This window comes from Novosphingobium mangrovisedimenti, assembly GCF_025153475.1.
Classification (GTDB): domain Bacteria; phylum Pseudomonadota; class Alphaproteobacteria; order Sphingomonadales; family Sphingomonadaceae; genus Novosphingobium; species Novosphingobium mangrovi_A.
On the sequence record NZ_JANZXA010000015.1, the window covers coordinates 20,474 to 35,872 of the forward strand.

Below are 15,399 nucleotides of genomic sequence, written 5' to 3' on the forward strand. Positions count from 1 at the left end.
AAGGGCGCCCGGCCGCAACCCGCTGTTCCCGGCGCCCGGTTCGTACCGGGCCCGACGACAAATTCGCGCAAACGTGCGAAACCTTGCAGGAGCGGGATAGTTAAGAACAAACCGCGCGCGGGACGATCCGGCCATGCGGCGCCGGACAGGAAATGTTGGACTTGGACGGTCGGAAATCCGAATGGCCGGCTTCGCCGGCCTAGCTGTCCGGCGACGTCATGACTGCCCTGACCGGCAGAGGCGTGCAATCCGTCCGCGCAGGTTTCATGCCGGCGTGCGGCAAGGGGGCGACGAATCGGATATGCGAAGAAGCATCACACTGACGCGAAGCATGGTCCTTTCGCTTTGTCTGGCGGGCTGCGCACAGCATCAGGCGCTTCGGCCACCCACGCTGGGGGAACTGGGGCTGGAAGTCCCGGATACGCGGCTGGTCGATACGGGCGGATCGGAAGGCGAAAGGCAGGGGCTTGCCTCTTCCGTGGACTGGTGGCGCGCTTTCGATGATCCGCAGTTGAACGAACTGGTGGAGCGCGCGCTTGCGCAAAGTCCGGAAGTCCGGATTGCTGCTCTGACCCATCCGAAACAACTCGATGAACACCGGCTGGCGGTCAGTGCGGACATCGCCCGCTCCTATGTGGAACTGCGCGGGGCGCAGCAGCGCGCGGAGCGTATTCGCGAGGCGCTTGGCAGGCAGGACCAGCTGATCCGGCTCGCGGGCTTCCGTAGCGAGGCGCAGCTCGTTCCGTCGCTCGACATGGTCCGGGCCACCGCCGAGCGGGACAGGATTGCGGCCGGAATCCCCCCCGTCGAGGCCCGTATTTCGGAGCGGCTTGGACACATTGCCGCGCTGGCAGGGGACGCACCCGGTGCGTTCGGGCCGAACCTCGAGGCTGTCGGCCCGGTCCCGCGGGGGCCGGATCGGGTATTGGATGTTCCACCCGCCGAACTCCAGAGGCGCAGGCCGGACCTCGTTGCGGCCGCAAGGCGCTTCGCGAAATCGGGCTTTCTCGGATACAGGCCGGAAAGTGCCCGCATCGCCTACAAGCGGGCCGTGCTCTCGGCGCTTGAAGAGGCCCGCGCGCGCAACGCCGCGTTCCGGCAGGCAAAGGCACGCGAGATGGCGCTTGAAAAGGCGCTGGAAAGCGCCCGGCGGGCCGCGACGCTGGCCTACGACGACTATCGGCAGGGAGAGGCCGGCTATGCTGTCCTTGAACAGGCGCAAGGGGCCTTGCTGTCGGTCGAGAAATCCCTGGAACAGGCAAGAACGGCCCGGGCGTGCGCGCTGATCGATGTCTTTGAGGCGCAGGGGCCCGTTCCCGTGCGCGATGGACAGCCGGGGAGCCGGACGGGCGATGCCGGAGCCGGCAATGAGTGAAGGGAGCGCCGAGAACCGGCCCGATCTGGATGCCTTGCTGGACACGCTCCCGCGCGCGGCCTGGCGCCGCTGGGCCCTGCTTGTGGTTCTGGCGCTCGGGGCGCTTGCCCTGGTCCTGCTCGGCATGCGGTTCATCAGCGGCGGACAGGCTGCCAACTATCGCTCCGAACCGGTCGAACGCGCATCCCTCGATCTCGCCGTGGCCGGCTCGGGACGACTGGAGCCCTGGAAGGTGCGCGGCGTGGGGGCGACGCTTGCCGGCGATGTCGAGGCCGTGCTGGTCAAGCCGGGTGACCGGGTTTTGCAAGGACAGGTGCTCGCCCGGTTGTCGTCCGCCGCGCTGGTCGAGGCACGGGACCGGAACCGGGAACTGGTCGAGAGCCGTAGCGCCGCGCTGGCCGAGGCGGAAAGCGCGGTGGAACGCATGCGCGGCCGGCTCTCGCTATTCGCGCGCGTGCGCCGGGAATCGGATGGGCTGGCGCCATCGTCGCGCGAAATGACGGCGGCGAATATCGCGCTACGCCGCGCCGGCGAAGATCTGGAAACCGCGCAGGTCGAATTGCAGGCCGCGCGCAGGCAGGCCGATCGTATCGCCGCGCAGGTCGCTGCTACCGAGATCCGTGCGCCATTCGAGGGCGTTGTCATGCAGTCCCGGGCCGCGCCCGGCATGCGCGTCGGCCCATCATCGACCGGCAGGCCTCTTTTCGAGATTGCCGCGCCTTATGCGCGGTTGCGCATGTATGTGCCGGTCGAGCAGGCACAGGGACCGCTTCCGAAGCGAGGCGCCGCTGTGGACCTGCAAGTGGAAGGGCGTTCAGGACGCACATTCGATGCGCGGCTCGAAAGCGTGGTTTCCGATCCGGATCGGCCTTCTGCCTCGCGATCCCGTCGCTATGACCTCGTCATCGAGGTTCCCAACGCGGATCTTTCGCTACGTCCCGGGATAACGGCCCGTGCCCGCGTCGCGATCGGCGAACGCCGCGAAGGGCTGGTCGTTCCGGAAGAGGCATTGCGTTTCGCCCGGGCTGCCGATGCCGGGCACGACGCGGCCGGGGGCAGTGCCGTCTATGTTCTGGACAGCGACGGAACGCCGCGCCGTGTTCCGGTGGACCTTCAGGGGGGGGATGGCCGTGGGCGTGTCATGGTTTCAGGTGCGCTCACGCCCGGGACACACGTTATCCTCGGTCTGCGCTGATACGCCTGAATCGCCTGAATTGTGCGTCATTCGCGACCGGGCGATCGTGCCGGGGGGGAACAGAACGGCCAGTCATTTGTAAGTGTCATCGCATGATTAACCACGATCCCGATCCGGCAGGCGCCTGATGGACCTGGCCCTATTGTCGCGACGCGATGCCTGCATTTTCCTGGCGGGTCTGGTGTCGCTGGCGGGAACAGGCGCGGCCGCGCGGCCGACCGGGCGGTTCGGACCGTCGGTCCGGTTCAGCCGGGATACGCTGGTCGCGCAGGCGCGCAGGCGTGCGGCGCGGGGCTATGTGCCGCCGTCGGCATGGCCCGAGGTTACGCGGGACTACGACGCCTATGGCCGGCTCGCCTATGGCGCGGCGGACCGTCTCGCGGGTCTGGTGCGCCTGATGCCGGTGTCGCACATGGCTTCCGCTCCTGTCGGCATCCATGTTGTCGAGAATGGCGCGGCGCGGACGGTGCGGTCCTTCGAGGGACTGTTCGCCGGCGGTAACAGCGCGCCGGCGGGTTTCCGGATCATGGCGCCCGATCTCGCGAGCGACTGGCTGAGCTATCTGGGCGCGTCCTACTTCCGTGCGGACGGGGCGCAGCACCAGTACGGCCTGTCCGCGCGCGGTATCGCCGTCGATACCGGGTTCGCTCGCGCGGAGGAGTTTCCACGCTTCACCGACTTCTGGATCGAGTGGCGAACCGATGCGCATTTCGTGATCCACGCCTTGCTCGACGGGCCGAGCCTGACCGGTGCTTTCACTTTCGACTGCCACGATGGCGCGGATGGCGTGGTGCAGGCCGTGCAGGCCACGCTTTTCCTGCGCAAGGACATCGAGCGGCTTGGCATCGCGCCGGCAACCAGCATGTTCTGGTATGGAGAGGGGCAGCGCGCGCTTGCCACCGACTGGCGCCCCGAAGTGCACGATTCGGATGGCCTCGCGGTCTGGTCGGGCACGGGAGAGCGCATCTGGCGGTCGCTCCGCAACCCGCGACAGGCGCGAACCAACAGCTTCCGCGCGGACAGCCTCAAGGGGTTCGGCCTGATGCAGCGCGACCGGCGCTTTGCCGACTATCAGGACGACGGCGTCTGGTACGATCGGCGGCCGAGCCTGTGGGTCGAGCCGGAGGGCGACTGGGGGCCGGGCGCCGTGATGCTCTATGAGATGCCGACCGACAGCGAGACGGTGGACAATATCGTGGCCTTCTGGCTGAGCGACCGCCCGGCCAGGGCCGGCGAGCGTCGCGACCTGAGCTATCGGCTGCACTGGACCTCCGGCGATCCGGTCGATGACGGTTCGGCGCGTGTCGTCGACATCTGGACCGGGGCATCGGGAGATCCGGGCGGCCCGTCGCGCCCGGGCGCGCGCAAGTTCGTGATCGATTTTCGTGGACCCGGCCTTGCCGGGCTCGATCGCGAGTCTGGCGTTGAGCCGGTCGTGAGCCTTTCCGGGCCGGCGCTGGTCGGCCTTGCCGCCTATCCCGTCCTCGGTCAGGAGGCGCTGTGGCGAGTCGTGGTCGACGTGCGCACCGACCTCGACCAACCACGGGACTTTCGTCTTTACCTGCGCCGTGGTTCTTCGGCGCTTTCCGAAACCCTCATTCAACCGTTGCAGTCATGACCCCCCAGAAGCCCCTTGCCCCCGTGCCTCTGCCCCCCGAGGCCCCGCTCGACATGCCCGAACAGCGCCTGGACGGAAATCCGCCGGCGATGCGCGAAGTCGAAACGCAACCGCCCGGTCTGCTCGTCAAGCGGCTGCTGGTCATATCCGCCACAGCCGTTCTGGGGCTGGCGGCATCGACCGACTTGCGTTTTCAGCTCTCGCTGGACGGGCTGGACACGTTCGATGTCCTGCTGCTCGCGCTGTTCGTGCCGCTGGTCAGCTGGATCGCCTTCGGCTTCGTCACGTCGCTCACCGGCTTCATCAAGCTGATGAGCGGCAGCCATCCGGGCTTCGTCGCCGTGCCGCGGCCGAGGGAATTCCGGCGCCACCGCACGGCCGTCCTGATGCCGGTCTACAACGAGAGCGTGGAGGCCATCTTCGCGCGCGTGGATGCTATGACGCGGTCGATCGCGGCGGAGGGCGGCGCTGCCGATTTCGACTTCTTCGTCCTCAGCGATTCGAACGAATTGCATGGCAGGCGCGAGGAGGAAGCCTGGGGCAGGCTCGCCCGCACCGCGCCGATGCGGATCTACTACCGCCGGCGGGCCGAGAACATCGGCCGCAAGCCAGGCAATATCGAGGAATGGGTCCGTCGTTTCGGCGGTGCCTACGAGCACATGATCGTGCTTGATGCCGACAGCATGATGAGTGGCAGCGCGATGGTGGGCCTTGCCTCGGTCATGGAGAGCAAGCCCACGGTCGGCCTGCTCCAGACCGTGCCGATGATCATCAACGCGCGCACATTGTTCCAGCGCTGGATGCAGTTCGCGAGCCATGCCTATGGCCACATTGCCTCGGCGGGGCTGCTCTGGTGGTCGGGATCGGAAGCCAATTTCTGGGGCCACAATGCGATCGTGCGGACCCGGGCCTTCGCGGAATCCTGCGGTCTGCCCAAGCTGCCCGGGCGCCCTCCCTTCGGGGGATACATCCAGAGTCACGACATGGTCGAGGCCGCGCTGCTGCGTCGGCGCGGCTGGGCCGTCCACATGGTGATGATCGACGGCAGCTACGAGGAATTTCCCCCCACGATCCTCGACAATGCGGTGCGCGACCGGCGCTGGGCGCAAGGCAATCTCCAGCACCTGCGCCTGCTGGCATCGTCGGGCCTCCACTGGACCAGCCGGCTTCACCTGCTGATCGGCGCTTCGGCCTATCTCACGTCGACCGCGTGGCTGCTGCTCGTGCTGATCCAATGCAAGCTGGGCCTGAGCGGACATGAAAGCCTCGTCAGCGGCGGCTCGTCCTATCGATCGCTTGCACTGACCGCGCTCTACCTCTTCGGACCCAAGCTGATGGCGCTGGCCTGGATTCTCGCCAGCCCGGACCGGCGCGACGGGTTCGGCGGCGTGCTGGCGGTGCTTCGCTCGGCGGCGATCGAAATCGTCCTGTCCATCCTCTCGGCGCCGGTCGCCATGGTCAATCAGACAAAGGCGCTGGCGGGGCTCCTGCTCGGTATCCCGTCCCACTGGACGTCGCAGAACCGCGAGGTCGATCATATTCCGCTGGGCACGGCCCTGTCCAAGACCCGCGAACATCTGGTCCTCGGCATGCTGTTTGTCGTTGTCGGAGTGCTCAATCCCGTGCTGGGCTTCTGGCTGTCGCCGATGATCGTCGGGTTGCTGGGCGCGCCCTGGCTGATCGCGGGGACGTCGAGCCGGTCCTGGGGTGACAGGGTCATGGCCAGCGGGACCTTCGTCGTGCCGGAGCCGGTGCTGGGCAGCACACCGCCTCATCGCTCTTCCCGCCCGGTTCACGACCATGAGGAGGCGGCGCAGGGAGCTTGACGGCGGCGAGCCTGCCGTAGCGAAGCTGTCCTAGGGAAGGTCGTGACTGGCGATCGCGGTATCGCCGGAGGACACTTCGCGCGGGGAAACGACCGATTCGCGCGATATCGCAACGGAAATGGCAAGGTCGCCGACGACGTTGACGAGGGTGCGGAACATGTCGAGCAACCGGTCGACGCCGATCACGAGGCCGATGCCTTCCGGCGGCAGTCCGGTCAGGGCCAGCACGGTGGCGACTGCCGGCAGGGCGCCGGCGGGCACGCCCATCGTGCCCATGCCGGCCAGCGTGGCTATCGCGAAGACCAGCGCCTGCCGGTCGAGCGAAAGATCCATGCCGAAGAACTGTCCGACGAACAGCACGGTCACCGCGATGTAGATGGCGGTGCCGCTCTGGTTGGAGACGGTGCCGAGGCCGAGGACGGGCCTGACCACTCTGCCGGGCAGGCCGAGGTCGATTTCCGCCACCTTGAGCGCGGTGGGCAGCGTGGCGTTGGATGACGACGTGCTGAAGGCGATCAGCGCGGCTTCCTGGACGCTGCGAAGGAACGTCGAGGGTGCCAGATCGCCGCGCATCCACACGACGATGAAGAAGGTGATGACGATCTGCAGCGCCAGCGCCGCGATGACGACGACCACGTAGGCGCTGAGATAGATCAGCAGGTGCCAGCCGAACATCACGGTCATGTCGAACATGAAGCAGGCCACCGCGACCGGCGCGAAACGGGTCACCAGCGTCACGATCCGCATGCCGATCGCGAACAGCTGTTCGCAAGCCGCCAGCAGCAGGTTGCCGCTTTGCTTGCGCAGCAGGGGAAGCGCCATGCCGATCGCGAACGAGAGGATGACCATGGCGAGAATCCAGCCGTTCACCGAGCGGTAGCTGGGCACGAGGTTCATCAGGTTCACGGCAAGGGGCGGAACGTGGGGCGAGACCAGTTGCTGGCCGACTTCCGGAGGGATGCCGTCACCCGGCCGGAACAGGTTGGCCATGGCCAGTCCGATCAGCGCGGCTGCGGCCGAGACCGCCAGCATGTAGGCCAGCGTGGTGGCCAGAAGTCCGGGCATGCCGGCGTTCCCGCGGATACGTGAAAGTCCGCTGACGATGGCGGAGAACAGCAGCGGTGCGATCAGCAGGAACAGCACGCTCAGGAACACCTGCTCCACCGGCCGGATCACCCACGTCAGAAACTGGAACGTCAGTGGATGATTGGGCGCGTAGAATTCGACGAGCGTGCCGGAACTGGCGCCGATGGCGAAACCGGCGAAGAGAAGAATATGCGGTTGCAGCCGCAGCCAGCGGCCAGCCGGAAGCATCTGGTCCGTTGTCGGCCCCTCGGGAGGCCTGGTCGGGAATGCTGGTCGCCTCATGTGGCAATCGTCATCCTGTTTCCACGACGGCTGTTGGAATTGACCTGTCGAATTGTTGGCAGCCTTGATTGCTGCAGGAACCCTGTCAGTAAGCTGTCATCTTTGCGACGGGCGGAAAATAAGTATCGGGCAGGCTGTCCGTCTGGCTTTCTACCGGGCGAAAGACGATGATGGCCTTCACGCCTTTCCCGTTCTCCCCTTCGGTCAGGGTCACGCGGGCCCCCATGCGCATGCCGAGCGCGCGAACGATCGGCAGCCCGAGACCGCTGCCTTGTGGCGCGTCCGCGCCGGGCGCGCGATAGAAGCGTTCCCATACCTTTTCCCGGTCTGCCGGCGCGATGCCGGGGCCGTCGTCTTCGACTTCCACGATCGGCACGCCATCGCGGACGAGGGTGCGCACGGTGACCGTGCCGTCGCTCCGGTTGTAGCGGATGGCATTGTCGAGAAGATTGCTGATCATCTCCGCCGCCAGCATCTCGTCGCCGAGCGCCACGACCGGACAGCCGTCGGTCTCGAAGCCAATGTCCATGTTTGCGGCATCGGCGTGGGTGACCCGGTTGGATACCGCATTTGCGGCGATATCCGTCAGGTCGAAAGGGTTCAGCCGGGTCATTTCCTGTCCCTGTTCGTCCATCCGCGCGAGCGCGATCAGCTGCGTCAAAAGGCGTTCGAGCGAATCGACGGCGGCGGCGATGTCCGCCAGCGCCGTTGCTCCCTGGGGCGACGAAGGGCCATGGCGTCCCAGCACATCGACATTGACGCGCACGATGGCGAGCGGGGTGCGAAGCTGGTGGGATGCGTTGGCGGTGAACTGGCGCAGCGAATCGGTGGCGCGTTCCGTGCGTTCCATCAGGTCGTTGAACGCGTTGACGAGCAGCCCGGCTTCGCGCGGGACATCGTCTGCAAGCGTGAGCCTTACATGCGACACGGGGTGTCGGCGCGTATTGTCGATCTGGGCCGTCAGCGCGGCGAACGGCCGCAGTCCCCAGGTGATGGCGCCATAGAACAGGAGCACGGCGATCATCGCCACCAGAATGCCGGCACCCAGAACGCGCAGGAAATAGATCTGCTCGTAGGCCTGGCGGTCGTCGAGGAAATCGGCGACCTGGATCACGACCGGCCTTGCCGAGCGATGCAGGACGCGAATTTCCGTGGCGATGCGCACCGGCCTGCCTTCCAGCACGGCGTCGCGCAGATAGGCGGGCTGGATGACGCCTTCGGCATCCTGCGCGTCGACATAGCCGCGCACCAGCATGGTATCGCGATAGCTCTTGGGAAAGCTGGCGGGGGCATGAAGAGGCAATTGCGATGCCGGCTGCCGGCCGTAGTCGTCCGGCGGGACGAGCCAGGCCGTGCCGGCGAGAAGGCGCGTGCCGTCGTAGACGCTGTAGTGGGATACCGGAGTCGTGCGGCTCTGCAGCAGGTGCACGGCGAGCGGGAGCAGTTGTCTGTGCAGATCGCCGTCGGTGTTGATCGCGCGGCTGATCATGGTGACCGACCCGACGAGTATGCGGTCGGACGTGGTCGAGAGCGTTCTGTGGATCATCCAGCAGGTGATCCCGCCGAAGGTCACGGCCAATGCGAGCAGTGGCATCATGACCGCAGCGGTCAACCGTGCACGCAACGACTTCATTGGCGGGTCAGTTGCCCTCCAGAACGTAGCCCAGGCCCCTGACCGTGCGGATGACGGGGCCGTCAGGCATCAGTTTGCGCCGGAGCCGCCCGACATAGACGTCCAGGGCATTGGGGGCGACGGCGTCGGCGAAGTTGAAGACTTCCGCCGTCAGGCATTCGCGTGTGACCACCTTGCCGGGCCGGCCCATCAGGGTTTCGAGCACGGCCAGTTCGCGGCGGCGCAGCTCGACGACGGCGCGCTTGAGCTGCACGGTCCGCGTCGAACGATCGAAGATAAGTTCGCCGACGCGCAGTACCGGATCCGGCGTGCCCAGACTGCGACGGATGAGGGCGCGCGCGCGCGATTCCAGCTCGCGGGGATGAAATGGTTTCGACAGGTAATCGTCGGCGCCGCGGTCCAGTCCCTCGATACGGTCGTTCACCGCGTCGCGCGCGGTCAGGATCAGAATCGGAGTCTGTATTTCCCGGCGGCGCAGGCGGCTCAGCACTTCGAGGCCGTCCATGTCGGGCAACCCGAGGTCCAGGATCACGAGGTTGTAGGGCTCGGTCGAGAGCACCTCGATCGCCTCTTCCCCGGTCGACACGAAATCCATGGCGAAACCTGCCGTCGCCATCGAAGCTTCCATACCGCGCGCAAGGCTGCGGTCATCTTCCACGATCAGAATACGCAACAAGTCGCTCCCCGTACCGAGTTGCGGCATCCCCTCCGTCGCGCATGACCGAACCGCCCCCGCGGCGCGGTCATTGTATCATCTGTGACTCTAATATTTCTTGATTCGACACTGTTTGGTGAAAACCTGTCATCAAGCTGTCGCTGACCCGTAATTTCTTTTCAAATCCGGTTGGGAGAGTGACAGCTTGATGACAGGTCGTCCACCCTAACTTTTCCATGTCTGGTGGAAAGCTCGCACGATCCAGACGGGTCACGGCCCTTGCGGTATGTCGGTTCGCCGGCGGGTGCGGCAAGGGTGCTTACGGTTGAAAAGGGGGACCAATGGTTAGCCAGTCCGGTCGCGTAGTTTCGCCGCCTTCGAGTTTCAGTCTTCAGTCGTATGCCGGCTCGGGGCCGGCCTGTTCCGGATGCAGGGTCGCGTCCGGCGCGGGTGCATTGCGGGCATGAATGTCTCCGGCGTGCGGGGTTAACGCCGCAGCGCCGGAAAGTAGCGAAGTGAATTGTGAATGAAATGCCGCCGCAGTGGCCTGCATCGCGCAGGCTGCTTGCGGGAACGATGGCGCGTGCTCTGTTTCGGACGTTGCGACTGTGAGGGTGCGCAGGTTCTGGTTGCCATCAACATATTGGTTTCGTGAGAAAAAATAACCCGGATCTCAAGGGAGGGGCCCGACAAAAGAACTTTCGTCCAATAGAGGGGGCTGATCCAGATGAAGTACAGGGAAACGACATCGATTGCCGCACTTGCCGTCGCGCTTTGCGTATGTGCGCAGCCGGCATTCGCGCAAAGTGCAGGGACTATGGTTGCGGGCGGGGCCGAAGCCGCCGCCGCTTCCGATGACGATGTGGGTGAATCGATCATTGTTACGGGTACCCGCACCACCGGCATGAAGGCGGCGGACAGCCCGGCGCCGATCCAGCTCATGGATTCCGAGGCCCTTGCGCGCACCGGCCAGCCGGACCTCATCCAGAGCCTGGCGCAGAGCCTGCCTTCGATTCAGGCGCAATCCTTCGGCGGCGACATGCAGGCAATGAACCTGCAGATGAAGCTGCGCGGCCTGAGCCCGAACCACACGCTGGTCCTGATCAATGGCAAGCGTCGCCATGGCACCGCCAACATATCGATCGCGGGTGGTCCTTACGGCGGCAGCGCCGCGCCGGACATGAGCTTCATCCCGACGGCCGCGATCGATCACATCGAAGTCCTGCAGGATGGCGCGGCCGCGCAGTACGGTACCGACGCCATCGCCGGCGTCATCAACATCATTCTCAAGGATTCCGAATACGGCGGCAGCATTGTCGGCACCGCGGGCCAGTATTTCGATGGTGGCGGCGATACCTACAGCATCTCGGGCAATGTCGGTTTCGCGCCGATCGAGGACTCCTACTTCAATGTGACGGTCCAGAAGAAGAAGAAGGGCTTCAGCTTCCGCGGCGATGTCGATCCGCGCGTGTTCGGCGACAACTCGGTCGCCGCGGCCAACCTTTCCAAGTATCCCGACGCGGTCAATCAGGCGCACTATCCCTACGTCAACCGCATTCTGGGCGATCCCTACGTCAACCAGACCTCGGTGATGTACAACGCTGGTTACCGGTTCGGCGATTTCGAACTCTACAGCTTCGGCAGCTACGGCCACAAATATGCCCGCGCCTACGAAAACTATCGTACGCCCGGCATTATCACCGATTCCGATGGCGTTCCGTTCTACCCCACCGGCTTCTCGCCGCTGGAGGCCGTGCGCGAGACGGACTGGTCGGTGACGGGCGGCTTCAAGGGCATGATCGGCGAACTCGGGTTCGATGTTGCCTCGACCTACGGTCATGACCTGGTCGGCGTCTATGTGGAGAATTCGGGCAACTCCTCGCTCTACCGGGATACCGGCTTCACGCCGACCGAGTTCCACAACGGCGACTTCAAGGCCTCGCAGTGGACCAATACGCTGGATCTGACGCTGCCGGTCGACATCGGCCTCTCTTCGCCGCTGAACCTTGCCGGCGGCATCGAGTGGCGCCGCGACACTTACGGTATCACGGATGGCGATCCGGCATCCTACTATGGCAGCGGCGCGCAGTCGTTCTTCGGCTATGCGCCGGCCAATGCCGGCAATCACCGCCGCACCAACTTCTCGCAGTATCTCGACGTCTCGTTCAATCCGAACCCCGACTGGCTCGTCGACGGTGCGGTTCGCCACGAGCACTACAGCGACTTTGGCGATACCACGGTGTTCAAGCTCACCAGCCGCTACGACATCACGCCGACGTTCGCGATCCGCGGCACGGCATCCACGGGCTTCCGCGCTCCGACGCCGGGCGAGGGCTTCTATTCGGGTATTTCGGTCGGTCCGAACTCGGTCGGCGGCGTGCTTCCGGCCAACTCCGCCGCGGCGGCTTCGCTGGGCTTTGGCGGCCTGAAACCTGAAAAGTCGACGAACTTCAGCGCCGGTGTCGTCTTCACGCCGACCTCGCGCCTGAGCTTCACGCTCGACGGCTACTGGATCAAGATCCGCGACCGCATCCTCATCACGGGTTCGTTCTACGGCTTCAACGGCCAGTACTGCCCCGAGGGCTACACCGGCTCCAACGCGGCGAGCTGCATTCCCTACAATGCGGATGCCTACAACATCTACAACCAGCAGGCCGTCTACGACGCGGTTTCCTCGGCGCTGGGCGGGACGATCCCGAGCTACGTGCTGATCGATGCCACCGGCGTCGACCGCAACCTGAGCGGCACGGTGCGCATCCAGACCTTCGCCAACGGTGCCGACATGACGACGCGCGGCATCGACTTCACGGCGAAGTACGACATGCCCACCGGCATCGGCGACATCAACTGGAGCCTCACGGCCAACTACAACGAGAACAAGGTCGACTCGATCGCGGGGCTGCCTTCCGCGCTCTACACCAGCACCGTGGACCCGACGGCCACGGCGCTGATCGACAAGTTCGCGGTCTGGACGCTGGAAAAGAGCACGCCCAAGGTTCGGGCCACGCTCGGCATGTACTGGGAATCGAGCATGTTCAGCCTGAACCTGCGCGAGAGCTACTATTCGAAGGTCTCCAGCCTCAGCACCGCGCCGGGCGGCAGCCCGCTGGCCGGCCAGTCCATTCCGATCCCGGTGAAGGCTTCGTTCATCACCGACATCGAAGTGGGCTTCAAACCGACCGAGGCTCTCAAGATTTCGGTCGGCGCCAACAACCTGTTCAATCACTACCCGACGAAGACATCCTACGAGAACTTCCGCGCCGCTTACGAGGCGTCGGGTTCGAGCAGGTTTGCTTCCAGTGTCTACCCCACGGTCTCGCCTTTCGGGATCAACGGTGGATACTACTACGCGCGGGTCGGTGTGAAGTTCTGACGGCAGACTAAATGGGCGCCACCTTCGGATTTATTCAAAGGTGGTGCCCATCCTTTTTTGAATTACGCATGTATTCACACGCGGAGAGTTCTTTGTGCTCATGACTTCAATGGATTGGTTGATTCCGGCTGTCGGGCTTCTGGGTGCCGGGCTGTTGGCGGGTTTCGCCGGCGGCGTGTTCGGTATCGGCGGCGGATTTGTGGTCGTGCCTGCGCTCTTGCTCATGCTTCCGCTGCTGGGCGGCGATCACGCCCAGTATGCCCACGTCGCCATCGGCACCTCAGCCGCGACCATCATCGTCACATCGATCCGCTCGGTCATGAGCCACAACAAGCGCGGCGCGGTCGATTTTGAAATTCTGAAGAGCTGGGCGCCCTGGATCGTGCTCGGCGACGGGGTGGGCGTCTTGCTCGCCAGCCATGTCGACGGCAAGATGCTGACCATGATCTTCGCCACCGGCGTCCTGCTGATGTCGCTCCACTTCCTGCTGCCGCGCATCGGCGACAAGTCGCTGACCGACCAGATGCCGAGCGGGGTGCTGCGCATGGGCATCGCTGGCGGCCTCGGCACGTTTTCCTCGCTGCTCGGCATCGGCGGCGGCACGATCGCGATCATGGTGATGACGCTGTGCGGCCGCCCGATCCATCGCGCGGTAGGGACCGCATCGGGCGTGGGAACGCTGATCGCGATCCCCAGCGCCATCGGTTTCGCCATCATCGGCCTGCGCGAGCACGGCTTGCCCTGGGGCTCGCTGGGCTTTGTAAATCTGCCTGCGACGGCGGCGATCGCCTCGATGTCGATCCTGACCGCTCCGCTGGGCGTGGCGGCGGCCCATTCGCTGCCGCCCAGCGTCTTGAAGCGCGTTTTCGGCGTCTATCTCATCGTTATTGCCGTCGTCATGTTTCGCAATGCGCTCAAGGTCTGAGGGCCGGCGCACAGTTTCGGGAAGGAGTGTGCAAATGCAGGTTCAGGAAACCAGTGTCATGGAGCGTATCGAAAACAGCGAGGTTGCTGAAGAACTCATCGGGCGCGGTTACTCGCGCCGGCAGCTTGGCCGGATCGCGGCCCTGCTCGGTGGTGGCCTCGCTCTGGCGGGCAACGCCGAGTCGGTCTTCGCGCAGCAGTCCGCCAAGGCCGTGGCCGGTGCGGTGCGCATCGGTTCCAACGAGTGCTGGACGGGGCCGCTTCCCGCCGGTGCGGAGGCGGCAATGCTGATCGTCGCCCAGGGTAACCGCTACGAGCCCGACGACGAGCACGCCAAGCTCTTCGCGGCCGTGTCCGAAGTCGAAGGCGTGCCGGTGGACCGCATTCTCGCATGGCCGGGTTCGAGTGATCCGCTGGCCCGTACGCCGATCACGTTCTCTTCGCCCAAGCGCGGTATCGTTACTGCCGATCCGACCTACGAATCGATCTGGCGTACCGGCGCATGGATCGGCGCCAAGGTGACCAAGGTTCCGCTTACCTCCGACTATCGCCACGACGTGAAGGCCATGCTGACGGCCGATCCCAATGCGGGCCTCTATTACGTCTGCTCGCCCAACAACCCGACCGGCACGATCACCCCGATCGAGGACCTGCGCTGGCTGGCCGAGAACAAGCCCAAGGATGCGGTGCTGCTGGTGGACGAGGCCTATGTTCACTGGTCCGACACGCCGCGCGCGGCTCAGCTTGCGGTGGAACGCGACGACGTGATCGTGATGCGCACGTTCTCGAAGCTGTTCGGCATGGCCGGCATGCGTCTGGGACTGACCTTCGCGGCGCCGGAGCTTCATAAGAGGATGATGCGCTATGACGGCGGGCAGGTGACGAACATGCTGCCGATGACCGCCGTTGCCTGCGGTACCGCGTCGGTTCCGCTTGCTGCCCAGATCAAGGCGCGCGCCGCGCAGATGGTGTCCGCGCGCGAGATGGCCATCGCCCACCTCCAGAAGCGCGGTCTCAAGGTGATCCCGGGTAGCCACGCGAACATGTTCATGGTCGAATGGAAGGACAGGACGCCCAAGGAAATGATGGCGGCCTTGCTAGGGCAGGGCGTGCAGATCGGCCGGTCCTGGACCGCTTATCCGCAGATGTCGCGCATTACGGTAGGTTCGGCCGAAGAGATGCAGAAGTTCTGCCTGGCCGTCGACAAGGTGCTGATGGCCTGACGCCGGGGGGGTGAAGGTCATGCCCGGGGCGCGGTTTCGCGCTCCGGGCAACTTCGCCGCGCCGACGATCTGATCGGGCAGGGCGCAGGGAAGACACCCTTGCCCTGCCCGTTGTCGTTTCTTCTGTCCTTGCTTCCCGGCGCCGCGGTTTTCGCCTCCGCACGTGGCATGCATTATTCCATGCAATTCCGGATATTGCATCGTTTCTT

General features: G+C 65.1%; 10 protein-coding genes. 7 read left to right on the forward strand and 3 right to left on the reverse strand.

Features of this window, described 5'->3' with window-relative positions:
* Nucleotides 1–331 precede the first annotated feature (331 nt).
* From NZK81_RS18310 to mdoH, 4 genes are all read left to right on the forward strand, one after another.
* Nucleotides 332–1,375: an outer membrane factor lipoprotein domain-containing protein gene (locus NZK81_RS18310; protein WP_260047536.1), complete on the forward strand. Its 1,044-nt coding sequence runs from the start codon at nucleotides 332–334 to the stop codon at nucleotides 1,373–1,375.
* On the forward strand, nucleotides 1,368–2,570 hold the full coding sequence (locus NZK81_RS18315) for an efflux RND transporter periplasmic adaptor subunit (protein WP_260047537.1): 1,203 nt from the start codon (nucleotides 1,368–1,370) through the stop codon (nucleotides 2,568–2,570). The genes NZK81_RS18310 and NZK81_RS18315 overlap by 8 nt, the downstream gene beginning before the upstream one ends.
* A 127-nt stretch (nucleotides 2,571–2,697) precedes the next feature.
* Nucleotides 2,698–4,188: an OpgD/OpgG family glucan biosynthesis protein gene (locus tag NZK81_RS18320; RefSeq protein ID WP_260047538.1), complete on the forward strand. Its 1,491-nt coding sequence runs from the start codon at nucleotides 2,698–2,700 to the stop codon at nucleotides 4,186–4,188.
* A 23-nt stretch (nucleotides 4,189–4,211) separates the two neighbouring features.
* Entirely contained in the window at nucleotides 4,212–6,014 is a 1,803-nt protein-coding gene (gene mdoH / locus NZK81_RS18325) for a glucans biosynthesis glucosyltransferase MdoH (RefSeq protein ID WP_419181715.1), read from the forward strand.
* A gap of 30 nt (nucleotides 6,015–6,044) precedes the next feature.
* On the opposite strand, the gene NZK81_RS18330 is transcribed toward mdoH, so the two are convergent.
* The 3 genes from NZK81_RS18330 to NZK81_RS18340 all read right to left on the reverse strand — a co-directional run bounded on the left by NZK81_RS18330 (nucleotide 6,045) and on the right by NZK81_RS18340 (nucleotide 9,688).
* On the reverse strand, nucleotides 6,045–7,382 hold the full coding sequence (locus NZK81_RS18330; RefSeq protein WP_260047540.1) for a dicarboxylate/amino acid:cation symporter: 1,338 nt from the start codon (nucleotides 7,380–7,382) through the stop codon (nucleotides 6,045–6,047).
* A gap of 85 nt (nucleotides 7,383–7,467) precedes the next feature.
* Nucleotides 7,468–9,015: a sensor histidine kinase gene (locus NZK81_RS18335; RefSeq protein ID WP_260047541.1), complete on the reverse strand. Its 1,548-nt coding sequence runs from the start codon at nucleotides 9,013–9,015 to the stop codon at nucleotides 7,468–7,470.
* A gap of 7 nt (nucleotides 9,016–9,022) precedes the next feature.
* A complete protein-coding gene (locus NZK81_RS18340) occupies nucleotides 9,023–9,688 on the reverse strand; it encodes a response regulator (RefSeq protein WP_260047542.1) in 666 nt (221 codons plus the stop codon).
* A gap of 709 nt (nucleotides 9,689–10,397) precedes the next feature.
* On the opposite strand from NZK81_RS18340, the gene NZK81_RS18345 reads away from it, so the two are divergent.
* The 3 genes from NZK81_RS18345 to NZK81_RS18355 all read left to right on the forward strand — a co-directional run bounded on the left by NZK81_RS18345 (nucleotide 10,398) and on the right by NZK81_RS18355 (nucleotide 15,190).
* Nucleotides 10,398–13,043: a TonB-dependent receptor plug domain-containing protein gene (locus tag NZK81_RS18345; RefSeq protein WP_260047543.1), complete on the forward strand. Its 2,646-nt coding sequence runs from the start codon at nucleotides 10,398–10,400 to the stop codon at nucleotides 13,041–13,043.
* A 109-nt stretch (nucleotides 13,044–13,152) separates the two neighbouring features.
* Nucleotides 13,153–13,968 carry a sulfite exporter TauE/SafE family protein gene (locus NZK81_RS18350; RefSeq protein WP_419181718.1) on the forward strand — a complete coding sequence of 272 codons (816 nt, stop codon included), beginning with the start codon at nucleotides 13,153–13,155 and terminating at the stop codon, nucleotides 13,966–13,968.
* Nucleotides 13,969–14,026: 58 nt separating this feature from the next.
* Entirely contained in the window at nucleotides 14,027–15,190 is a 1,164-nt protein-coding gene (locus NZK81_RS18355; protein WP_260047588.1) for a pyridoxal phosphate-dependent aminotransferase, read from the forward strand.
* The last annotated feature ends 209 nt before the right edge of the window (nucleotides 15,191–15,399 follow it).